Source organism: Amycolatopsis sp. NPDC048633 (assembly GCF_040650695.1).
Classification (GTDB): Bacteria; Actinomycetota; Actinomycetes; order Mycobacteriales; family Pseudonocardiaceae; genus Amycolatopsis.
Genome location: NZ_JBEZHS010000004.1, coordinates 228,919 through 253,548, shown reverse-complemented (window position 1 = coordinate 253,548; position 24,630 = coordinate 228,919). Strand labels below are relative to the sequence as shown.

At 73.8% G+C, this 24,630-nt stretch carries 6 protein-coding genes; all 6 read left to right on the top strand.

The features are described from left to right. Nucleotides 1–5: 5 nt before the first annotated feature. Nucleotides 6–764, top strand: a complete 759-nt coding sequence (locus tag AB0C38_RS11870) for an ABC transporter ATP-binding protein (protein WP_360670569.1) — start codon at nt 6–8, stop codon at nt 762–764. Continuing rightward, on the top strand, nt 761–3,316 hold the full coding sequence (locus AB0C38_RS11865; RefSeq protein ID WP_360670566.1) for an ABC transporter permease: 2,556 nt from the start codon (nt 761–763) through the stop codon (nt 3,314–3,316). The genes AB0C38_RS11870 and AB0C38_RS11865 overlap by 4 nt, the downstream gene beginning before the upstream one ends. 97 nt (nt 3,317–3,413) lie before the next feature. Then, complete coding sequence (locus AB0C38_RS11860) at nt 3,414–4,271, top strand: nucleotide disphospho-sugar-binding domain-containing protein (protein ID WP_360670563.1); 858 nt, start codon at nt 3,414–3,416, stop codon at nt 4,269–4,271. A gap of 151 nt (nt 4,272–4,422) precedes the next feature. Continuing rightward, the gene (locus AB0C38_RS11855) at nt 4,423–9,561 is read left to right on the top strand and encodes a type I polyketide synthase (RefSeq protein ID WP_360670561.1); all 5,139 of its coding nucleotides are present in this window, start codon (nt 4,423–4,425) and stop codon (nt 9,559–9,561) included. Beyond that, nucleotides 9,558–14,282 carry a type I polyketide synthase gene (locus tag AB0C38_RS11850; protein ID WP_360670558.1) on the top strand — a complete coding sequence of 1,575 codons (4,725 nt, stop codon included), beginning with the start codon at nt 9,558–9,560 and terminating at the stop codon, nt 14,280–14,282. The genes AB0C38_RS11855 and AB0C38_RS11850 overlap by 4 nt, the downstream gene beginning before the upstream one ends. 34 nt (nt 14,283–14,316) lie before the next feature. Continuing rightward, nucleotides 14,317–24,573, top strand: coding sequence for a type I polyketide synthase (locus AB0C38_RS11845; RefSeq protein ID WP_360670555.1), 10,257 nt, complete (start codon nt 14,317–14,319; stop codon nt 24,571–24,573). Nucleotides 24,574–24,630 lie beyond the last annotated feature (57 nt).

Here is a 24,630-nt window from a genome sequence, read left to right as displayed (position 1 = left end):
CGACCATGACGACCACCGGGTCGCCCGTCCGGCTGGACTCGGTGAAGAAGACGTACGGGCGCGGCGAGAGCGCTGTGGTCGCGCTCGCCGGGGTCAGCGTGGAGTTCCCCGCCGGGAGCTTCACCGCGGTGATGGGCCCGTCGGGGTCCGGCAAGAGCACCCTGCTGCACTGCGCCGCCGGGCTCGACCGGCCCGACCAGGGCAGCGTCACGCTCGTCGGCGTCGACCTCAAGGGCCGCAACGAAACCCAGCTGACCGAACTGCGCCGCGAGCACGTGGCGTTCGTGTTCCAGTCCTTCAACCTGATGCCCGCGCTCAACGTCGAGGAGAACATCACCCTCCCGATGCTGCTGGCGGGCAAGGAACCGGACCGGGCGTGGATCGCCCAGGTCGTCGAGCGGGTGGGCCTGTCGCAGCGGGTCCGGCACCGTCCCGGCGAGCTGTCCGGTGGCCAGCAGCAGCGCGTGGCGATCGCCCGCGCGCTCGCCGGTCGCTCGGCGGTGACCTTCGCCGACGAACCGACCGGTGCGCTCGACACGACCACCGCGCTCGAGGTCCTCGGGCTGCTGCGCGAGCTGGCCGACGCCGGGCAGACGATCGTCATGGTCACCCACGACCCGGTCGCCGCGTCGTTCGCCGACGAGGTGCTCTTCCTGGTCGACGGGCAGATCGTGACCAAGATGGCCACCCCGGCCGTCGAGATGGTGGCGGCGGAGCTGGCGCGTCTCGGTGCCCGCGCCAAGCAGGCGAGGGGGCAGCAGTGAGCCCGCGGCGGGTGGTCCTGCGGATGGCGCTGGCCAGCCTGCGGTTCCGCGCGGCCGCCTCGCTGGCGACGTTCGTCGCGGTCCTGGTCGGCTGCTCGCTGCTGATCGCGTGCGGTGGCCTGTTCGAAACCGCGCTGTCGCTGCACTCCCAGCCGCAGCGGCTCGCGGGCGCGCCGGTCGTGGTGACCGGTTCGGCCGGGTTCAAGCTGCCGGACGAGGAGTCGCAGGTCGTTCCCTACGGGGAGCGTTCGGGCATCCCGGCCGGCCAGCTGGCCCAGCTCGCGTCCGTGCCGGGCGTGCGGCAGGTCGTGCCGGACACCACCTTCGCCGCGGTCGTCGTCACCGCGTCCGGGCCGCAGAGCGCCGACGCTCCGCTGGCCGGGCACGGGTGGGACTCGGCCGCGCTGGCGCCCTACTCCCTTGTGGACGGTTCGCAGCCGCGCGCCACGGGGCAGGTCGTGCTCGACGAAGCTTCGGCCGCGACGGCCGGTGTCCGCACCGGGGGCCAGGTGCCCATCGCCGTGAACGGCGCGCCGCCGCGGGACTTCGTGGTCGTCGGTGTCGCGCACGCGGACACGACCGGTCCCGCCTTGTTCTTCTCGCCCGCCGACGCCCAGCAGTTCTCGGTGCACCCCGGCACGGTCGACCTGGCCGGGATCTACCCGGCGGACGGCGTCGACGCCGGTGAGCTCGCCGCCCGGATCGCCGAGAAGGTGCCCGGGCTGAACGTGCTGACCGGCGCGGACCGCGGGTCCGCCGAGTTCCCCGGCATCGACGGGGCCCAGCTGCCGCTGATCCTGCTCGCCGGCGTGTTCGGCGGCATGGTCCTGGTGGTCATGGCGCTCGTGGTGTCGGCGACGATCAGCCTCACCGTGCGCCAGCGGCAGCAGGAGCTCGCGCTGCTGCGGGCCACCGGCGCGACCCCGCGTCAGGTGCACCGCATGGTGCTCGCCGAGACGATGGTGGTGGCGGCTTTCGGCGCCCTCTTCGGGCTGGCCGGCGGCCGCTTCATCGGCGCGGAGATCTTCAGTTTCACCACGGGCAACGGGATGCTCCCGCCCCAGCTGGAGTTTCAGCAGGGGATCATCGCCTTCGGCGGCGGTCTCGTGCTCTCGCTCGGCATCTCGTTCGCCGCCGCGTGGTTCGCCGCGCTGCCGGCGGCGCGGGCCCGGCCGCTGCAGGCGCTCGCCGAGGCGTCCATCCCGCCCGCGAAGGTGAACGACGTGCGCCGCTTCGGCGCGAAGGTGTTCGCCGGGGTCACCGTGCTGCTCGCCGTGGCGACCCTGTTCATGCCGGTGGACATCGCGTCGGCCGTGTGCGGTCCCGCCGTCCTCACCGGTTCGATCGCGGTCGCGCTGATCGGCCCGGAGCTGATGGCGTTCGTCGCCACGCGCTTCGGCCCGCTGATCCGGCGGGTCGGCGGCCGGGACGCGGTGCTCGCGGTGATCAACTCGCGGACCCGGGCGGTGGCGTTCGCCGCCGTGCTGACGCCGATCACCCTGGCCACCGCGGTCGCGCTCGGGAACGTGTACGCCCAAACCACGCAGCAGCACGCCATCATCGGTGCCTACGCCGACCAGCTGCAGGCCGACGCGGTGGTGACCAGCGGTACCGGCGCGGTCTCGCCCGCGCTGGCCGACGCCGTCCGGCAGGCGCCGGGCGTCGGGTCGGTGTCGCCGCTGGTGACCAGTCAGGGCTGGATCGAAGAGCCCTACGACGGCAACGGCAGCGACCCGGGCCGGCTGCTCGGCCTCGACGTCCGGGACGCGAACGGGGTGCTGGCGACGCCGGTGACGTCCGGTTCGCTGGGGGAGCTCACCGGGGAAACGGTGGCGCTGCCCGAAGGCATCGCGGACGACCTCGACCTGAAGCTCGGCGACCAGATAACCATGCGCCTCGGCGACGGCGCGCAGGCGAAGGTGAAGATCGTCGCGTTGCTGGACAGCCCCTCGGGCTACCCCAGCATCGTGCTGCCGGCCGCGCTGCTCGCCCCGCACACGACGTCGGGGGTGGCGAACCGGCTGCTGGTCCGCGGGGCGGACGGGCAGGACGCGGCGGCGGTCGTCTCGGCGGTCACGTCGGCGACGGCGAACTGGGCCGGGGCCACCGTCGGTGACTCCGACGCGGTGGCGGAGAGCTTCGCGGCCAGTGCCGACATCGAGGCGATGATCCACTACCTGCTGGCCGTGCTCGCGATCGCGTACGCCGCGATCGCGGCGGTGAACACGCTCGCCGTGGCGGTACTTTCGCGGCGTCGCGAGTTCGGCGTGCAGCGGCTCGCCGGTGCGCGACGCGGGCAGGTCCGGTCGATGCTGATGATCGAGGGCGGCATCCTGGCCGTGCTCGGCCTGGTGCTCGGGACGGGGATCTCGCTGTTCACGGTGATTCCCATGGCGCTCTCGTCCGGCACCATCGTGCCGATCGGCCCGCTGTGGGTGTTCCTCGCGGTCATCGCCGCGGTGTTCCTGATCGTCTGGCCGGTGACCGCGCTTTCCGCGCGGCTCGCGATGCGGCGCAGCCCGATCGAAGCGGTGACGTTGCCGGGGCAATAGGAATTTGTAGGGGTTAGCGGGCCGGCCCGGTGCGGATAGTGTCGAAATCGACTATCCGCACCGGGCCGGCCCGGTTTCCTTTTCTGGAGTGGATCCCATGCGTGTACTCCTGGCCGCTCCGTCGTCGCCCGCGCGGCTGCACAACCTGGTTCCCCTCGCGTGGGCGCTGCGCACCGCCGGCCACGACGTGAAGATCGCCGGACGCCAGTCCTTCGTCGACGAGATCCTGCGCACCGGCTGCGTCGCGGTCGACCTCGGAACCGAGGACACGGAGTCCGCGGCGCTGGCCGAGTTCGCCGAGCTGTGGCGGCCCGAGGTCGTGGTCGCCGACGCGCAGGCACCGGCGGCCGGCGTCGCCACGATCCGGCTACTGGGCCCGCTTGACGAGTCCGGCCCGGCCGACTTCGACACGGCTTATGACACGGTTCCGCCGTCGCTGCGGGACTCCTCGGACGCCCGGCCGGTCCGGCACGTGCCCTACTTCGGTCCGGTCGTGGTGCCGGAGTGGCTGCGCCGCAAGGCCAGGCGCAGCCGGGTGCTGCTCTCGCTCACGGACGTGACCCTCGCGGGTCCGGTGTTCGACGCCGTCGCCGCGGTGGACGCCGAGGTGGTCTGGGCGACCGACTCGACCCGGATCCCGGCCGGCGTCACGATGCCGCCCAACGTCCGGCTGGTCGACACGGCACCCCCGGCGGCACTCCTGCCGGCGTGCAGCGCGGTCATCCACGACGGCGACGCGTCCCTCGCCCTCGCGGCGGCGACCCACGGCGTGCCGCAGCTTTCCCTGACGGAGACGGCGATCGGTGCTCGGATCGCGGCTTTCGGTGCCGGGCGAGTGGGTTCCGCCGAGCACGTCGCGGAACTGGCTTCGCTGAGTGGCGCGGCGACCGCGCTACGGGACGAGATCGCCGCATTGCCGGCGCCGCGCGAACTGGTCGCCGCGCTGACCCGCTGATTGTGGGGCCGTTAGGGGTGGGACGGCCCCACGGACCTCGGTAGCGTTTTCGACGTGGCACCTTCCACCCCTTTCGCGGTTAGGTGGTCGATTACGTGAGTACCGTTTTTCCTGCCATTTCCCGGCTGCGCGCCGGAACGGGGGCAATGGCGTGAGCGCCGAGAACGAGCGGAAACTGCTCGACTACCTCAAGCGCGCGACCGCCGACCTGCGCGAGGCCAAGGGTGCCCTGCAGGAGGTCCGGCGGCGCGACAGTGAGCCGATCGCGATCGTCGGCATGGACTGCCGCTTTCCCGGCGGCGTCGCGAGCCCCGACGACCTCTGGGAGCTGGTCGGCACCGGGACCGACGCGATCGGCGCGTTCCCGGCCGACCGCGGCTGGCCGCTGGACCGCCTCTACGACCCGGCGGGTGAGCGGCCCGGTACCACGAACACGCGTGAGGGCGGCTTCCTTCGCGACGCCGCCGAGTTCGACCCCGAGTTCTTCGGGATCTCGCCCCGCGAGGCGCTCACCATGGACGCCCAGCAGCGGCTGCTGCTGGAGACGTCGTGGACCGCGCTGGAGCGTGCGGGCATCGTCCCGGAAACCCTGCGCGGCAGCAGCACCGGCGTCTTCGCCGGCGTGATGTACCACGACTACCTCGGCCACGCGGCCGCCGGCAGCGTCGTCTCCGGCCGGGTCGCCTACGCGCTCGGGCTGGAAGGCCCCGCGGTCTCGGTCGACACCGCCTGCTCGTCCTCCCTGGTCGCCCTGCACTGGGCCACGCAGGCGCTGCGCCGCGGCGACTGCTCGCTGGCCCTCGTCGGCGGCGTCACGGTGATGGCCACGCCCGAGACCTTCGTCTACTTCACCGAGCAGCGCGGCCTGTCCGACGACGGCCGCTGCAAGGCCTTCGCCGCCGGTGCCGACGGCACGGGCTGGGGCGAAGGCGTCGGCGTCCTCGTCGTCGAACGCCTTTCCGACGCCCAGCGACTGGGCCACGACGTCCTCGCGGTCGTGCGCGCCAGCGCGGTCAACTCCGACGGCGCCTCCAGCGGCCTGACCGTCCCCAATGGACCGGCTCAGCAACGCGTGATCCGCCAGGCCCTCGCGACGGCCGGACTGTCCACAACGGACGTCGACCTGGTCGAAGGCCACGGCACCGGCACGAAGCTCGGCGACCCGATCGAGGCGCAGGCGCTGCTGGCCACCTACGGCCAGGACCGCGCCGCGGACCAGCCGCTGTGGCTCGGCTCGCTCAAGTCCAACATCGGGCACACCCAGGCCGCCGCCGGGGTCGGCGGCGTGATCAAGGTCGTCCAGGCCATCCGGCACGGTGTGCTCCCGAAGACCCTGCACGTGGACACGCCGTCGCCGCACGTCGACTGGTCGGCCGGGGCGGTGGAGCTGCTCACCGAGTCCCGTGAGTGGCCCGCCGTCGAGCGGCCCCGCCGGGGCGCGGTGTCGTCGTTCGGTATCAGCGGTACCAACGCCCACGTGATCATCGAGCAGGCCGAACCCGTCGCCGAAGAGGCCGGTGACCCGCAGGTCCCGGTGGTCGCGTGGCCGGTCTCGGCGGACTCCGCGGACGCCGTCGCCGCGCAAGCTCAGCAGCTGGTGGACCACGCCGGGGACCTGGCCGACGTCGGGTTCTCGCTGGCCACCACGCGCTCGGCGCTGGACCACCGCGCCGTCGTCGTCGGCTCCGACCCCGCCGAACTGCGCGCCGGGCTGGTCGCGCTGGCCGCCGGCGAGAACGCGCCGAACGTCGTCCGCGACCGCCGCGGCACCGGCCGGACGGCCTTCCTCTTCACCGGCCAGGGCGCCCAGCGCGCCGGCATGGGAAAGGTCCTCGCCGCGAAGTACCCGGTGTTCGCCGAAGCGCTCGACGCCGCCTGCACTCGGCTGGACCTCGACCGCGCGGTCTTCGACGATGCCGAAGCCTTGGCCCAGACCGGTTTCACGCAGCCCGCGCTGTTCGCGTTCGAGGTCGCGCTCTACCGGTTGCTCGAGTCCTGGGGCATCCGTCCCGACCACCTGCTCGGCCACTCGATCGGTGAGCTGGCCGCGGCCCACGTCGCCGGGATCCTTTCGCTCGACGACGCCTGCACGCTCGTCGCGGCCCGCGCCCGGCTCATGCAGGCCTTGCCCGCAGGCGGCGCGATGGTCGCGATCGCGGCCACCGAGGCCGAGGTGACCCCGCTGCTGACGGCCGGGGTGAGCATCGCCGCGATCAACGGCCCCGGCTCCCTGGTGGTCTCGGGTGCCGAGGACGAGGTCGCCACCGTCGTCGCGCACTTCGAGCGTCCGAAGGAGCTGCGCGTTTCGCACGCCTTCCACTCACCGCTGATGGAGCCGATGCTCGCCGAGTTCCGCGCGGTGGCCGAGAAGCTCACCTACGCGAAGCCCGGGATCCCCATCGTCTCCACGGTTTCCGCCGGCGCCGACCTGACTTCGCCGGAGTACTGGGTGGAGCAGGTCCGCGCGACCGTCCGGTTCGACGACGGCGTGCGCGCGCTCGCCGCCGAAGGCGTCGGGACGTTCCTCGAGATCGGCCCGGCCCCGGTCCTGACCGCCGCCGCGAGCACCGCCCTGGACGACGATGCGCTCGTGTTCGTCCCGGCCCTGCGCAAGGACCGCGACGAAGCCCACGCCGTCGTCACCGCGGTCGCCACCCTGCACGCCCGCGGGATTCCCGTGGACTGGCAGGCGTTCTACGCCGGGGCCCGCCGCGTCGAGGTGCCGACCTACGCCTTCCGCCGCACCCGCTACTGGGTCTCCGCCACCACCTCGACCGGCGATGCCGCGGACCACGGCCAGCAGCCCGCCGCGCACCCGATGCTCAGCGCTGTCGTCCGGGTCCCCGAGACGGACACGGTCGTGCTGACCGGGCGGCTCTCGGCCGACACCGTGCCGTGGATCGCCGACCACGTCGTGCTCGGCACGATCCTGCTGCCCGGCACGGCGTTCGTCGAGCTGGCGCGCGCCGCCGCCGACGAGGTCGGCTACGGCAGCATCGAAGAGCTGACGCTGCAGGCCCCGCTCGCCCTGAGCAAGGGCGCCGCCCTGCAGGTGTCCCTCGGCGCCGAGGAGGACGGACGCCGCCGCGTCACCGTCCACTCGCGAGCCGACGGCGAGGACGCCTGGACGCTCCACGCCGAAGGCTTCGTGACCGCCGAAGCGGCCGAGCCGTCGTTCGACCTCACCGAGTGGCCGCCCGCGGGCGCCACCGAGGTCGCCCTGGACGACCCCTACGCGCAGCTCGCGGACCTCGGCTACGACTACGGCCCCGCGTTCCAGGGGCTGACCAAGATGTGGCGCCACGGCGACGACGTCTACGCCGAGGTCACCTTGGCCGATGCTCGCGACTACGGCCTGCATCCGGCCCTGCTCGACGCCGCCATGCACGCCCAGCTGCTCGGCCCGGTCCCGGAGGACGGCGAGGCGAAGCCGATGCTGCCGTTCGCCTTCAGCGGCACCACGTGGCACGCCGCGGGCACCTCCGCGCTGCGCGTCCACGTGTCGCCGGCCGGCCCGGACACCATCACGCTGCGGATCGCCGACGCCACCGGCGCCCCGGTGCTGTCCGTCGACTCCTTGGCCGCCCGGCCGATCTCGCTCGGCAAGCTGGCGCCCAGCTCGCTGTTCCGCGTCGCTTGGGAGCCGGCGCCCGCGGGCACGGCGGTCGCCGCGAAGGTCCTGGAAGTGTCCACATCGGACGGTTCGGTGCCGGAGCGGGCCCGCGCGGCCACCCGTCAGGTGCTCGCCGCCATCCGGGACTCCGAAGACCGCCTGGCCGTCGTCACGCGCGGTGCGGTTTCGGTGGACGGCGAGGACGTCGACCCGGCCCTCGCGACGGTCTGGGGCCTGGTCCGCGCGGCCGAAGCCGAGAACCCGGGCCGGTTCGTGCTGATCGACGGCGAAGACGTCGAAGCGGCCTTGGCCACCGGTGCGCCCGAGGCGGCCGTCCGCGACGGCAAGGTCCTGGTGCCGCGCCTGGTCGCGGCGGCCCCGACCGGCGATCTCGGCTGGGACCTGGAGCGCACGGTCCTGATCACCGGCGGCACGGGCGGGCTCGGAGCCGTCGTCGCGAAGCACCTGGTGACGAACCACGGTGTCCGGCACCTGCTGCTCACCAGCCGCCGCGGCGCCGACGCTCCCGGTGCGGCCGAGCTGCGTGACGAACTCACGAGTCTGGGCGCCGAGGTCACCATCGCGAGCTGCGACGTCACCGACCGCGCGTCCGTGGCGGCGCTGCTCGACGGCGTCGAGCTGACCGCGGTGGTGCACGCCGCGGGCGTCCCGTCCGCCGGCCGCGTGGAGAACCTCACCGACGAAGAGCTCGAGCGCGTCTTCGCCCCGAAGGTCGACGGCGCCTGGCACCTGCACGAACTCACGAAGGACCTCGACGCGTTCATCCTGTTCTCCTCGGCCGCGAGCACGGTGCTGGCCGCCGGACAGGCCGGGTACGCCGCGGCCAACGCGTTCCTCGACGAGCTGGCCCGCCACCGTCACGCCCAGGGGCTCCCGGCGACAGCGCTGGACTGGGGTGCTTGGGCCGAGGACGGCGGCATGGCCGGCGAGCTCGTCGAGGCCGACTTCCGCCGCCTGCGCCGCCTCGGCACCCCGCCGATGGCCACCGCCGACGCACTCGCCCTGCTCGACGCGTGCCTCGTCGCCGAGGACGCCGTCCTCGCGCCGGTGAAGCTGGACGTCGCGGCCCTGCGGTCCCGCGCGGACTCGCTGCCGCCGGTCCTGCGCGGCATGGTCCGCCCCGCGGCCCCTCGCCGCACGGCGGCGAAGAACGACGGCGCCGTCACGGCCCGGCTCGCGACGCTGCCGGAGTCCGAGCGTCAGGCGTACCTCCTGGAGGTCGTCTCCGACCAGGTCAAGGCCGTGCTGGGGCTCGGGTTCGTCGAGCCGGAACGAGCCTTCCAGGAGATGGGGTTCGACTCCCTGACGTCGGTGGAGCTGCGCAACCAGCTCGGCGCCCTGACCGGCCTGAAGCTGACCGCGACGATCGTGTTCGACCACCCGACGCCGGCCGCGCTGGCCTCGCGACTGCACGCCTTGCTGGGCCCCGCGCGAGGCGCGGCCGACTCGCTGTTCGCCGAGATCGACCGCCTGGAAGCCCTCCTGGCCGGCGCGGGATCACTGAACGGCTCGACGGCGAAGGTCACGGCCCGCCTCGAGGCGCTGTCCCGCAAGTGGACCGAAGCGAACACGGGCGCCGCCGAAGCCGCCGATCTGGACGAAGCCACCGACGACGAGCTCTTCGCCGTGCTCGACGAAGAACTGGGGATCTCATGAGCAACGAGGACAAGCTTCGCGACTACCTGAAGCGCGCGACGGCGGATCTGCAGGCGGCCCGGCGTCGCGTGCAGGAGCTGGAAGCCAAGAACGCCGAACCCATCGCCATCATCGGCATGAGCTGCCGCTACCCCGGGGACGTCCGCACGCCGGACGACCTGTGGGCCCTGGTCGACCAGGGCCGCGACGTCATCGGGGAGTTCCCCGCCGACCGCGGGTGGGACCTCGAGGGCATCTACGACCCCACCCCCGACCGGCCCGGCAAGACCTACACGCGCCACGGCGGGTTCCTCTACGACGCCCCGGGCTTCGACGCCGAGTTCTTCGGCATCAGCCCGCGCGACGCCCGCCGCGCCGATCCTCAGCAGCGCATCCTCCTCGAAGCCTCGTGGGAGGCCTTCGAACGCGCCGGGCTCGACCCGCACGCGCTCAAGGGCAGCCCGACCGGCGTCTACGCCGGCGTGATGTACCACGACTACAGCGGCGGGAGCCCCGACGGCAGCCTCGTCTCGGGGCAGGTCTCCTACACCCTCGGCCTCGAAGGCCCCTCGGTGTCGGTGGACACCGCGTGCTCGTCGTCGCTGGTCGCGCTGCACATGGCCGCGCAGGGCCTGCGGGACGGCGACTGCACGCTCGCGCTGGCCGGCGGCGTTGCCGTGATGGGCACCCCGGAGATGTTCGTCGACTTCAGCGGACGGCGCGGCCTCTCCGCCGACGGCCGCAGCCGGTCCTTTTCGGACGACGCCGACGGGACGTCGTGGGCCGAGGGCGTCGGTGTCCTCGTGCTGGAGCGGCTTTCCGACGCGCGCCGCAACGGCCACCGCGTCCTCGCGCTGGTGCGCGGCTCCGCGATCAACCAGGACGGCGCCAGCAACGGCTTCTCCGCGCCGAACGGCCCGTCGCAGGTCCGGGTGATCGAAGCCGCGCTGGCCGACGCCGGGCTGTCGCGGTCCGATGTGGACCTCGTCGAGGCGCACGGCACCGGCACCGCGCTCGGCGACCCGATCGAGGCGCAGTCGCTGATGGAGACCTACGGGCAGCGCACCACGGGCGAGCCGCTGATGCTCGGCTCGATCAAGTCCAACATGGGGCACCCGCAGGCCGCGGCCGGCGTCGCGGGCGTGATCAAGATGGTGCAGGCGCTGCGGCACGGCAAGGCGCCGCGCACCCTGCACGTCGGCACGCCGTCGACGCACGTCGACTGGACCGCCGGCGCGGTCGAGCTGCTCACCGAGCCGCGTGACTGGCCCGAGGTGGGCCGTCCGCGCCGCGCGGCCGTCTCGTCGTTCGGTGTCAGCGGTACCAACGCCCACGTCATCCTGGAGCAGGCTCCCGAGACCGACGCCGTCGAGACGCCGAAGCCCGCGGTGCACCCGCTGGTGCTGTCGGCGAAGACCCCGGCCGCGCTGGCCGAGGCCGCCGGGCAGCTCGCCACCCAGGTGGACGGTGACCTCTCGGACATCGCTTACACCCTCGCCACCGGACGCGCGAAGCTCGACCACCGCGCCGTGGTGCTCGCGGGAGAAGACGCGCAGGAGGCCTTGAAGACACTGGCCGCCGGCGGTTCGCGGCCCGATGTCATCACCGGCACCGCCGACGTCCGCGGCAAGACCGTGTTCGTCTTCCCCGGCCAGGGCTCGCAGTGGAACGGCATGGCGACCACGCTGCTGGAGCAGTCGCCGGTGTTCGCCGCGCGGCTGACCGAATGTGACGCGGCCCTGCGGAAGTTCGTCGACTGGTCGGTGATCGCGGTCCTGCGCGGCGAGCCGGGCACGCCGCCCGCCGACCGGGTGGACGTCGTCCAGCCCATGCTCTGGTCGGTGATGGTCTCGCTGGCCGCGCTGTGGCGCGCGCACGGGGTCGAACCGGACATGGTGATCGGCCACTCGCAGGGCGAGATCGCCGCCGCGAGTGTCTCGGGCGCACTGTCGCTCGAGGACGGTGCCCGCGTGGTCGCGCTGCGCAGCAAGGCGATCGGGGACGTCCTGGGCGGCCGCGGTGGCGGCATGCTCGCCGCCGGACTGCCCGCCGCCGAGCTGCTGACCCGGCTCGACGCCTGGGACGGCCGGATCTCCCTGGCCGCCGACAACGGCGCCACCTCGGCCGTGCTCTCGGGCGACGGCGAGGCCCTCGACGAGCTGCGCGACCAGCTCGTCGCCGAAGGCTTCCGCGCCAAGCGCGTGCCGGTGGACTACGCGTCGCACTCCGCGCACGTCGAGCACCTCGCCGACCGGCTGCTGGAAGACCTCGGCCCGATCACGCCCGGCGCCGGCACGGTCGCGATGACCTCCACGGTGACCGAGCAGCCCGTCACCGAGTCCACTGTGGACGCGAAGTACTGGTTCACCAACCTGCGCACCACGGTCCGCTTTGCGCCGGTCGTCGCGAAGCTCGCCGAGGCGGGCTACACCCGGTTCGTCGAGGTCAGCCCGCACCCGGTGCTGGCCATGAGCATCCAGGAGACTCTCGACGAAGGCACGCACAGCGGTTCCGTCACCGGTACCCTGCGTCGCGACGAGGGCGGCCTGACCCGCTTCGCGACCTCGCTGGCCGAGCACTCCGTCCGCGGCGGTGCGGCGGACTGGGCCTCGCTGGTGCCCGGCGGCCGGATCGTCGACGTGCCGACCTACCCGTTCCAGCACAAGCGCTTCTGGCTCGAAGAGGAAGCCGCCGCCCAGGCCGCACCCGCGGCCGTCGCCGACCAGGACTTCTGGCAGGACGTCACGAGCGGTGACGTCGACGCGCTGGCTTCCCGGCTCGGCGTCGAAGCCGCTCCGCTGGCCGAGGTCGTCCCGGCCCTGGCCGCGTGGCACGGCCGCCGCACCGAGCTGTCCACAGTGGAGTCCTGGCGCTACCGCGTCTCCTGGGCGCCGGTGAGCGTCACGGGTGGGCTGACCGGCACCTGGCTGGTCGTCGTGCCCGCGGACGTCCCCGCGGCGGCCGAGCTGGCCGACGCGCTCGCCGAACAGGGCGACGTCGTGCGCGTCATCGCCACGGCGGACCGTGAAGCCCTGGCCGAGCTGGTCACCGAAGCGACGGCGCTGCGGCCGTTCGACGGCGTGCTGTCGCTGCTCGCCCTCGACACCCGCGAACACCCGGAGCACCCCGCGCTCAGCACCGCCGTCGCCGCCACCATCGCGCTGCTGCAGGCATTGCGCGACACCGGCGTCGACGCTCCCACCTGGGTGGTCACCCGCGGCGCGGTCGCGGTGGACGCCTTCTCCGACGCCGACCCGGCCGCCGCGGCGGTGTGGGGCCTCGGCACGGTCGCCGCGCTCGACCTGCCCGCCACCTGGGGTGGCCTGGTCGACGTCGACGGGCCCGCCGACGCCGCCCGCCTGGCCGCGGTGGTGTCCGGTGTGGACAGTGAGGACCAGGTCGCGATCCGGCCGTCCGGGGTGTTCGCCCGGCGGATGGTCCGCGCTCCACTGAAGGGCATCGCGGACGAGTGGCAGCCACGGGGGACGGTCCTGGTCACCGGCGGCACGGGCGCGGTCGGCGCGCACGTCGCCCGCTGGCTGGCCGGCCGCGGTGCCGGGAAGATCGTGCTCACCAGCCGCCGCGGCCTCGACGCCGAGGGTGCGCGTGAGCTGGCCGACGAGCTGGGTGCCACCGTGGTGGCCTGCGACGTCTCCGACAAGGAACAGCTGAAGGCCCTGCTGGCCGAACACCCGCCGACCGCCGTCGTGCACGCCGCCGGGGTGCTCACCGCCGAGTCGCCGCTGGCCGACGTCACGCCCGCGGAGTTCGCCGCGGCCACCCGCGCCAAGGTCACCGGCGCCGCGCTGCTCGACGAGCTCCTCGGCGACACCGAGCTCGACGCGTTCGTCCTGATGTCCTCCGGCGCCGCCGTGTGGGGCACCTCCGGCCAGCCCGCGTACGCCGCGGGCAACGCCTACCTCGACGCCCTCGCCCGGCGCCGCCGGGCCGCGGGCCGGACTGCGACCGCGATCGCCTGGGGTTCCTGGGGCGGCGGGGGCATGGTCGACGCCGAGGCGAGCGACCTGCTGCGCCGCATGGGCCTCGCCGAGATGTCGCCGGAACTGGCCGTCGAAGCACTGGGCCAGGCACTGGACCACGACGAGACGCACCTGGTGGTCGCCGACATCGACTGGGCCGCGTTCGCCCCGGTGTACCAGCTCGCCCGCCCGCGCCCGCTGCTGCGCGCGCTGCCCGAGGTCGCCGAGGAGAAGACCGAAGCCGTCGAGAACACCGGCGACCTCCAGGCGAAGCTGGCCGCACTCACCCCCGCCGAGCAGCAGCGGACGCTGCTGGAGCTGGTCCGCGGCCAGGTCGCCGTGGTCGCCGGCTATGACACCGGCTCGGCCGTCGAACCGGCCCGCGCGTTCAAGGAGCTCGGCTTCGACTCGGTGACCGCGGTCGACCTGCGAAACCGCCTCGGCGCGGCCACCGGGCTCAAGCTCCCGGCGACCGTCGCCTTCGACCACGTCAACCCGCAGGCGCTGGCCGAGCACCTGTGGACCCAGCTGGGCGGTGGCGAGGCCGCGGTGCCGCTGGAAGTGGAGCTGGACCGGCTGGAAGCGGTCGCGGCCGGCCTGGACGCCGCCGAGATCGACCGGTCCCGGATCGTCGCCCGGCTGCAGGCGATGGTGACCACCCTGCACAAGACCCTGTCCGGCGGCGGCCACGCCGGCGAGGCACTGGAGACCGCGACCACGGACGAGCTGTTCGCCCTCATCGACAACGAGCTCGGCGCCTGAGCGCCCACCCACCCAGCGACAAGAGGTTTTTCCGATGACTGACGAAAGCAAGCTGGTCGACTACCTGAAGCGGGTGACCGCCACCCTGCAGGAGACGCGGGAACGGCTGCGCGAGGTCGAGGCCGCGGACGCCGAGCCGATCGCCATCGTCGCGATGGGCTGCCGGTACCCGGGCGACGTCCGCTCACCGCAGGACCTCTGGGACCTGGTCGCCGGTGGCCGCGACGCCATCGGCCCGTTCCCCACCGACCGCGGCTGGGGCCTGGACTCGATGTTCGACGCCGACCCCGACAGCCCGGGCACGAGCTACGTGAGCGAGGGCGGCTTCATCCACGACGTCGCCCAGTTCGACGCGCCGTTCTTCGGCGTCTCGCCGCGTGAGGCGCTCGCCATGGACCCGCAGCAGCGGCTCGTGCTGGAGCTGGCGTGGGAGACCTTCGAGCGCGGCGGCATCGCCCCGCACTCCCTGGCCAAGCAGCAGGTCGGCGTGTTCCTCGGCAGCGGCGACCAGGACTACTACGACGAGCTGCCGCCGTCGGTGCTCGCCGGCGAGGTCCAGGACTACCTGAGCACCGGCAACGCCGGCTCGGTCATCTCCGGCCGGATCGCCTACGCGCTGGGCCTGGAAGGCCCGGCGATCACGATCGACACGGCCTGCTCGTCTTCGCTGGTCGCGCTGCACCTGGCCGTGCAGGCACTGCGCCAGCGTGACTGCGCGCTGGCGCTGGCCGGCGGCGTGATGGTGATGTCGCGGCCCGGCCCGTTCGTCGCGTTCAGCCGGCAGCGCGGGCTCGCCGCCGACGGCCGCTGCAAGCCGTTCTCCGACAGCGCCGACGGCACCGGCTGGGCCGAGGGCGCGGGCACGCTCCTGCTGGAGCGGCTGTCCGACGCGCGCCGCAACGGCCACCCGGTCCTCGCCGTCGTGCGCGGCTCCGCGGTCAACTCCGACGGCGCGTCCAACGGCCTCACCGCCCCGAACGGCCCGTCCCAGCAGCGCGTCATCCGCCAGGCACTGGCGAACGCGCAGCTCTCGGCGTCCGATGTGGACGCCGTCGAAGGCCACGGCACCGGCACCACGCTCGGTGACCCGATCGAGGCCCAGGCCCTGCTCGCCACCTACGGCCAGGACCGGGACCGCCCGCTGTGGCTCGGCTCGATCAAGTCGAACATCGGGCACGCCCAGGGCGCGGCCGGGGTCGGCGGCGTGATCAAGATGGTGCAGGCCCTGCAGAACGGCCTGCTGCCGAAGACCCTCCACGTCACCGAGCCGACCACCGAGGTCGACTGGGCGGCGGGCAACGTCGAGTTGCTGACGGAGGAACGACCGTGGGTCGCGGGCGAGAAGCCGCGTCGCGCCGGTATTTCTTCGTTCGGCGTGAGTGGCACCAACGCGCACGTGATCGTCGAAGAGGCCCCGCCCGTCGAGGTCGAGGAGACGACGCCGAGCTGGCCCGCCGAAGTGCCGGTCCCGTGGCCCCTTTCCGGGCACGGCACCGCGGCCCTGAAGGCGCAGGCATCCCGGCTCTTGTCCGTTGTGGACGGTGTGTCGCCGCTCGACTTCGGCTTCTCCCTGGCGACGTCCCGCTCGCCGCTGTCCCACCGCGCCGTCGTGCTCGACGGGAAGGCCGGCGTCGCCGCGCTCGCCGACGGTGAGCCGACGCCGGACGTGGTCACCGGCACGCCGGTCGAAGGGCTCACCGCGTTCCTGTTCTCCGGCCAGGGCGCGCAGCGCGCCGGGATGGGGGCCGAGCTGGCCGCAGCGTTCCCGGTGTTCGCCGCCGCACTGGACGAGGTCTGCGCGGAGCTGGACCAGCACCTCGACCGCCCGTTGAAGACGGTCGTCTTCGACAAGCCGCGCCTGATCAACCAGACCGGCTACACCCAGCCCGCGCTGTTCGCGATCGAGGTCGCGCTGTTCCGGCTGCTGGCGTCGTGGGGCCTGAAGCCCGACTTCCTGCTCGGTCACTCGGTCGGCGAGCTGGCCGCCGCGCACGTCGCCGGGGTGCTGTCTCTGGCCGACGCCTGCACGTTGGTCGCCGCCCGCGCGAAGCTCATGCAGGCGCTGCCCACCGGCGGATCGATGGTCGCGATCCAGGCGACCGAGGACGAGGTCACGCCGCACCTGACCGCCGATGTCAGCATCGCCGCCATCAACGGCCCGGATGCCGTCGTGATCTCGGGCGCGGCCGACGCCGTCGCCGAGGTGGCCGCGAAGTTCGAGCGCACCAAGCAGCTGAAGGTGTCGCACGCGTTCCACTCGCCGCTGATGGAGCCGATGCTGGCCGAGTTCGGCGAGGTCGCCCGCACCCTCGCCTACTCCGAGCCCACGATCCCGCTGGTCTCCAACGTCTCCGGCGCACTGGCCGGGGGAGAGGTCGCCACGCCGGAGTACTGGGTCTCGCACGTCCGCGCGGCCGTCCGCTTCCACGACGGGCTCACCGCGCTCAGTGCCCAGGGCGTTTCGCGGTTCGTCGAGGTCGGGCCGGACGGCGTGCTGTCCGCCCTCGCCCGCCAGAGCTTGGACGCCGTGGTCGTGCCGGTCCTGCGCAAGGACCGCCCCGAGCCGCGCGCCGCGCTCACCGCGCTGGCCGAGCTGTACGTCAGCGGCCTGGCCCCGGACTGGGCCGCGGTGTTCGAGGGCCGCGGCGCCCGGCGCGCCGACCTGCCGCCGTACGCCTTCCAGCGCAAGCGCTACTGGCTCGACGCCCGCGCGAACCGCGACGAGGTGACCGCCGCCGGCCTCACCTCCGCCGGGCACCCGCTGCTCGGCGCGGCCATCGCACTCGCCGACACCGACGGTGTCGTGCTCACCGGCAGGCTCTCGCTCGAGACCCACGCGTGGCTGGACGAGCACCGGCTCGGCGACGTCGCCACCGTGCCCGGCACGGCCTTCTTGGAGCTGGCGATCCGCGCCGGCGACCAGGTCGGCTGCGGCCGGATCGAGGAGCTCACGCTCGGCAGCCCGCTGGTCGTCCCGGACCGTGGCGGCGTCCAGGTGCAGGTGACGGTCGGGGTGGCGGACGAGAACGGCGTCCGCGCCGTCCAGATCCACTCGCGTCCCGAGGACAGCGGCGAGCCGTGGCTGCTGCACGCCGGCGGCACCGTCGCACCGCAGTCCCACCGCGGCACCGAGCTGACCGAATGGCCGCCGTCCGGCGCCGAGCCGGTCGCGATCGACGGCATCTACGACGACTTCGCCGACACGGGCCTCACCTACGGCCCGCTGTTCCGCTCGCTCAAGGCGGTCTTCCGGCGTGGCCGCGAGGTGTTCGCCGAGGTCGCCCTGCCCGAAGACAGCGACGCCGAACGCTTCGGCCTCCACCCGGCCGCGCTCGACGCCTGCACGCACGCCCTGCGCGTCGCGGGCGGGGGAGACGGCGGAGTCGGCCGCGTCCCGTTCTGCTGGACGGGCGTCGAACTGCACGCCACCGGCGCTTCGGCGCTGCGGGTGCGGTTCACCCCGACCACCGAGGACGGCTTCGCCCTGGACCTCGCCGACACGACGGGTGCACCCGTCGCCACCGTCGCCGAGACCGTGTTCCGCGCGTTCACCGCGCCGATCGCGACCGAAGCCCCGCTGTACCGGATCGAGTGGCAGCGGATCCCCAGTGAGTCCACTGTGGACGCCTCCGCCGTCGAGATCTTCGACTGCACCGGCCCCGAGACCCATGAGCTGACCCACCGCGTGCTCGGTGCGCTGCAGAACTGGCTCACCGAGGAGCACCCGGAGGACGCGCGCCTGGTCGTCGTCACCCGGGGTGCGGTCGCGGCGGCCGGGGGCGTCACCGACCTCGCGGGGTCCGCTGCTTGGGGTCTCGTGCGCTCGGCGCAGGAGGAGAACCCGGACACGTTCGTACTGCTGGACCTGGACGCCGAAACCGAGGCGGACGCGGTCCTGCCGCAGGTCCTCGCCACCGGGGAACCCCAAGCCGCCGTCCGCTTCGGCACGGTCCTCGTCCCGCGGCTCGTCCGCACCGCGGCGGCGGCCGAACCGGCGTACTTCCACCCGGGCGGCACCGTGCTGGTCACCGGCGCGTCCGGCGCGATCGGTGGCGCGCTCGTCCGGCACCTGGCGCGGCAGTACGACGTCCGGCGCTTTCTGCTGGTCAGCCGCCGGAGCACGCCCGAGCTGGAAAGCCTGGCCGCCGAGCTGGACGCGCACGTCGACATCGCCCAGTGCGACGTCGCCGACCGCGCCGCGCTCGCCGCGGTGCTGGCCGCGATCCCCGCCGAGCACCCGCTCACGTCCGTGGTGCACGCCGCCGGCGTCCTCGACGACGGCGTCATCACCGCACTGACGCCCGAACGCATCGACACCGTGCTGCGGCCGAAGGTCGACGGTGCGCTCAACCTGCACGAACTGACCCGCGACACCGCGCTCTCGGCGTTCGTGCTGTTCTCCTCGGTCTCCGGCGTGCTCGGCGCGCCGGGCCAGGGCGGGTACGCCGCCGCGAACGCGTTCCTCGACGGGCTCGCCGGTCACCGCGTCGCCCAGGGCCTGCCCGCGCAGTCGCTGGACTGGGGCCTGTGGGGCGAGGTCGGCGGTATGGGCGGCACCTTGACCGAGGCCGAGGTCGCCCGCCTGGGCACGAGCGGCATCGTTCCTCTGTCCACTTCGGACGCACTGGAGCTCTTCGACCGCGCGCTGGCGTCCCGGCAAGCCGCCGTCGCGCCGGTGAAGCTCGACCTCCCCGCGTTGCGGAAGCTGGACCGGATCCCGAAGACCCTGGAGGAGCTGACCGGCCGGCCCACCCGGCGGGTGGCGGCCGGAGCGGTGGCGGTCACCGATTCGTTCGCGACCCGGTTGCTGGCCCTGCCCGAGGCGGACCGGGCCGACGCCGTGCTGGAGCTGGTCCGCGGCCACGCCGCGACCGTGCTGGGCTACGGCGGCGCGCACGAGATCGAGGCGGCCGCGCAGTTCCAGTCGCTCGGCTTCGACTCGCTCACCGCGATCGAGCTGCGCAACGGCCTCACCGCGGCGACCGGGCAGCGGCTGCCCGCGACCCTGATCTTCGACCACCCGACGCCGTCGGCGCTGGCCGCGCACCTCCTCACCGAGCTGGCGGGTGCGCCGGACCAGGTCGCCGCGGCGGTGTCCCAGGCGCACGACGAGCCCATCGCGATCGTCGGCATGGCCTGCCGGCTGCCCGGCGGGGTCACCTCGCCGGAGCAGCTGTGGGAGCTGGTCGCCAACGGCCGCGACGCCATCGGCGACTTCCCCGCCGACCGCGGCTGGGACGTCGACGGCCTGCTCGACCCGACCGGCCGGCGCGCCGGGACCACCTACGTCGCCCGCGGCGGGTTCGTCCACGACGCCGGCGACTTCGACGCGACGTTCTTCGGGGTCTCGCCGAAGGAAGCCCCGGCCATCGACCCGCAGCAGCGGCTGCTGCTGGAAGCGTGCTGGGAGGCCCTCGAGCGCGCGGGCATCGACCCGTCCTCGCTCAAGGGCAGCCCGACCGGCGTCTACGCGGGTGTCCAGTACCACGACTACGTGGGCGCGAACAGCGCCGGTTCGATCGTCACCGGCCGGGTGTCCTACACCCTCGGGCTGGAGGGGCCGGCGGTCAGCGTCGACACGGCGTGCTCGTCCTCGCTGGTCGCGATGCACATGGCGGCCCAGGCCCTGCGCGGCGGCGACTGCTCGCTCGCGCTGGCCGGCGGCGTGACCGTGATGGCGACGCCGGAGACGTTCGTCGAGTTCAGCCGCCAGAAGGGGCTGGCCGCCGACGGGCGCTGCAAGGTGTTCTCCGACGACGCCGACGGCACCACCTGGTCCGAGGGCGTCGGCGTGCTGGTGCTGGAGCGGCTGTCCGAGGCCCGGCGCCTCGGCCACCCGGTGCTCGCGGTGCTCAAGGGCAGCGCGGTCAACCAGGACGGCACGTCCAACGGGCTCACCGCTCCCAACGGCCCCGCGCAGCAGCGCGTGATCCGCGCGGCGCTGGCCGACGCCGGCATCACCGCGGCCGACGTCGACGCCGTCGAGGCGCACGGCACCGGCACAAAGCTGGGTGACCCGATCGAGGTCCAGGCGCTGCTGGCCACCTACGGCAAGGAGACCTCGGCCGACCGTCCGCTGTGGATCGGCTCGGTCAAGTCGAACCTCGGCCACACGCAGGCCGCGGCCGGCGCGGCCGGGGTGATCAAGATGGTGATGGCCATGGGCCAGGGCGAACTGCCCGCCACGCTGCACGTCGGCCGGCCGTCGACCGAGATCGACTGGTCGTCCGGTGCGGTCCGCGCGCTGGTCGAGCCGGTGAAGTGGCTGCCCAACGGGCACATCCGCCGGGCCGGCGTCTCGTCGTTCGGCGTCAGCGGCACCAACGCCCACGTGATCCTCGAAGAGGGCGACCGCCGGGAAGTGACCGGCGGGCACGACCACGAAGGCCCGGTCGCCTGGCCGGTCTCCGGGCGCGGCGCCGCCGCGATGCGCGCCCAGGCCGAGCAGCTCATGTCCTATGTGGACGAAGAGCCGGAAGGCAGCCTCGCCGACATCGGGTTCTCGCTGGCCACCACGCGCAGCGCGTTCGACCGCCGCGCGGTGCTGATCGGGCAGCGGTCGCCGCAGTTCGTCCGCGGTCTCGCCGCACTGGTCGACGAGGAAGAGGCGCGCGGGGTCGTCAGCGGCATCGCGACGGCGGGCGGGCGCACGGCGTTCCTGTTCGCGGGCCAGGGTTCGCAGCGCGTCGGCATGGGGACCCGGCTCGCCGAGCAGTTCCCGGCCTTCGCGGCCGCGTACGACGAGGTCTGCGCGGAACTCGACCGGCACCTGGACCGCCCGATTCGCTCGGTCACCGACGAGCTGGACGAGACCCGGTACACCCAGCCCGCGCTGTTCGCGCTGGAAGTCGCGCTGTTCCGCTTGGTGCGGTCGTGGGGCGTCAAGCCGGACGCCCTGCTCGGCCACTCGATCGGCGAGATCGCCGCGGCTCACTGCGCGGGCGTGTTCTCCCTGGCGGACGCGGCCAAACTGGTGGTCGCCCGGGGTGCGCTGATGCAGGCGCTGCCGACCGGCGGCGCGATGGTGGCGATCGAAGCGACGCCGGAGGAAGTTCGCGACCACAGCGTCGACATCGCTGCTGTCAACGGGCCGAACTCGGTCGTGATCTCGGGAGCGGCCGACGCCGTGGCCGCGGTGGCGGCGAAGTTCGAGCGCACCAAGCAGCTGAAGGTGTCGCACGCTTTCCACTCCCGCCTGATGGAGCCGATGCTCGAGGAGTTCCGCGCGATCGCCGCGGAGCTGACCTACTCGTCGCCGCGGATCCCGGTCATCTCGACGGTCGCCGAGGGCGCCGACCTGACCTCGCCGGAGTACTGGGTCCAGCAGGTGCGCGAAGGCGTCCGGTTCGCCGACGCGGTCACCCGCGCCGCGGCCGAGGGCGTCAACCGGTTCCTGGAGCTGGGTCCGGACACCACGCTCGCCGCGATGACGGCGGCGTGCTTCGACGAACGGCCGGAGGTCGTGGCTTCGATGCTGCACAAGGAGAACGACGAAGCCGTGGCCGCGCTGACCGGCGTCGCGCAGCTGCACGTCAGCGGCGTCGACGTCGACTGGGCCGCGATCTACGAGCCCACCGGCGCCCGGCCGGTCCCCGTGCCGACCTACCCGTTCCAGCGGCAGCGCTTCTGGCTGGAGAGCACCACCGGCGCCGTGAGCCAGGACGACCACCCGCTGCTCGGGGCGGCTCTCGAACTGGCCGGCGCCGACGGGCTGCTGTTCACCGGACGGCTGTCCGTGGGCACGCACCCGTGGCTGGCCGACCACGTCGTCGGCGGCTCGATCCTGTTCCCCGGCACCGGGTTCGTCGAGATGGCGATCCGGGCGGGCGACGAGGCCGGCTGCCCGCGGCTCGACGAGCTGACCCTGGAGTACCCGCTGGTCGTGCCGGAGCGGACCGGCGTCCGCGTCCAGTTCGCCCTCGACGCCCCGGGCGCCGACGGCACCCGCGCGTTCAGCGTCCACTCGCGGGCCGAAGGAACGACGGCTGCCTGGACGCGGCACGCGACCGGCAAGCTGGCCAAGGCGGGCAAGGCGGCGGAGTTCGACCTGACCGCGTGGCCGCCCGCCGGCGCCGAGCAGGTGCGCCTGGAGGGCACCTACGAGGAGCTGGCCGCCGACGGGCTCGCCTACGGTCCCGCGTTCCGGGGGCTCGTCGCGGCCTGGAAGCGCGACGGCGAGGCGTTCGCCGAGATCCGGCTCCCGGCGTCGGTGTCCGATGTGGACCGTTACGGCGTCCACCCGGCCGTGCTCGACGCCGCGCTGCACACGATCGGCGTCTCCGGCGCGGCGGGCAGTGAACCGGCCTTGCCGTTCGCGTGGGAAGGCGTGCGGCTGCACGCCGTCGGTGCGACGACGCTGCGGGTCCACGTCCGTCCGGTCGGCACCGGCGCGGTCGCGCTGGACGTCGCCGACGGTGCCGGCGCCCCGGTCGCGTCGGTGGAGTCGCTGCTGCTGCGCCCGATGTCCGCCGTCCCGCAGGCCTCGCAGACCGGCGGGGGAGACTCGCTGTTCCGGGTCGCGTGGGAGCGGACCGACCTCGACGCGGTCGCGGAAGTCACCGACTGGTCCGTGCTGGGCGACGATGCCTTCGGCCTTACCGAGGCCCTGGGCGCCCAGACGGCGGCAACCGGCCACGCTGTGCTCCCGGTGGCCGGCGACGACCTGCACGCCGAACTGCACCGCGTGCTCGGTCTGCTGCAGTCCTGGCTGGCCGGACCGGGGGAGTCGCTGATCGTCGTGACCCGCGGTGCGGTGGCTGCCGAAGAGGGGGAGAACCCCGACCCGGTCGGCGCCGCCGTGGCCGGCCTGGTGCGTTCGGCGCAGGCCGAGCACCCGGACCGGATCACCCTCGTCGACCTCGGCGCGGGCACCCCGGCGGGCCGGACGCTCGCCGCGGTGGCCGCTTCCGACGAGCCGCAGGTCGCCCTGCGGGCCGGTGCGGTCCTGGTGCCGCGGCTGGCCAAGGCGGCCGACGCGGTCGCGGCCCCGGTGTGGGACCCCGAAGGCACGGTCCTGGTCACCGGCGCCACCGGCGCGCTGGGCTCGGCCGTGGCGAAGCACCTGGTCGCCGAGCACGGCGTGCGGAACCTGCTCCTGGTCAGCCGCCGGGGCGCCGACGCGCCCGGGGCGGCCGAACTGGCAGCGCTCGATGCGGACGTCACGATCGCCGCTTGCGACGTCGCCGACCGCGACGCCGTCGCCACGCTGCTGGCCGGGATCCCGGCCGAAGCGCCGCTGCGGGCGGTGGTGCACGCCGCCGGCGTCCTCGACGACGGCATCCTGACGTCGCTGACGCCGTCGCGGTTGGACACCGTGCTGCGCCCGAAGGCCGACGCGGCATCGGTCCTCGACGAGCTGACCCGGGACCTGGACCTGACCGCGTTCGTGCTGTTCTCCTCGGCCGCCGGCGTCCTCGGCGCCCCGGGCCAGGGCAGCTACGCCGCCGCCAACGCGTTCCTCGACGCGCTGGCGGCCAGGCGCCGGACCGAAGGACTCCCGGGCACTTCCCTGGCCTGGGGCCTGTGGGCCGACGGCATGGGCGAGGCACTCGACGGCGCGGACGCGCACCACATCGGGATCACGGCGCTGTCTACAGAGGACGGACTGGACCTCTTGGACTCGGCGGCCGGCGCCACCGACGCGCTGCTCGTGCCGATCGCGTTGGACACCCGGGTGCTGGCTTCGTCGGGAGACGACGACCTGCCCGCCGTGCTGCGCGGGCTGGCGGGCACGCCGGGCCGCCGTGCGGCGCAGGACGCGGCCGAGGACACCGAGTCGCTGGCGAAGAAGCTGGCCGGGCTGCCGGTGGCCAAGCGCGTCCCGACCGTGCTGACCCTGGTGCGCACGCACGCCGCGGCGCTGCTGGGCCACGCCGGGCCGGAGGCGGTGGAGCCGGACCGCTCGTTCAACGAGGTCGGCTTCGACTCGTTGTCCGCCACCGGGTTCCGCAACAAGCTCAGCCTCGTCACCGGCCTGAAGCTGCCGGTGAGCCTGATCTTCGACTACCCGACCCCGCGGATCCTCGCCGAGCACCTGGTCGGCGAACTGGCCCCGGCCGAGGTCGAGGTGAGCGCGGAAGCCGTTACCGAGCAAGGGGTTCGCGACGCGCTGGCGGGCATCCCGCTGGAGAAGCTGCGCGCCGCCGGGCTCCTGGACGGGCTGCTGGAGCTGGCCGGCGTGCGCCTGCCGGAGGACAGCGTCGAACCGGAAGCCGTCGAGGAAGCCACGATCGACGACCTCGACACCGACGCCCTGATCAGCATGGCGATCGGCGGTGGGGACGACGACTAGCCCCGGCGCCACCCCTAACCCGGCCGGACCCGGCCATTATTGCCGCCCCGGAACGGG

Excerpts from the sequence above, each read along its gene's own strand:
- AB0C38_RS11870 (WP_360670569.1), top strand. The coding sequence starts at position 6 with ATGACGACCACCGGGTCGCCCGTCCGGCTGGACTCGGTGAAGAAGACG.
- AB0C38_RS11845 (WP_360670555.1), top strand. The coding sequence starts at position 14,317 with ATGACTGACGAAAGCAAGCTGGTCGACTACCTGAAGCGGGTGACCGCC.
- AB0C38_RS11860 (WP_360670563.1), top strand. The coding sequence starts at position 3,414 with ATGCGTGTACTCCTGGCCGCTCCGTCGTCGCCCGCGCGGCTGCACAAC.
- AB0C38_RS11850 (WP_360670558.1), top strand. The coding sequence starts at position 9,558 with ATGAGCAACGAGGACAAGCTTCGCGACTACCTGAAGCGCGCGACGGCG.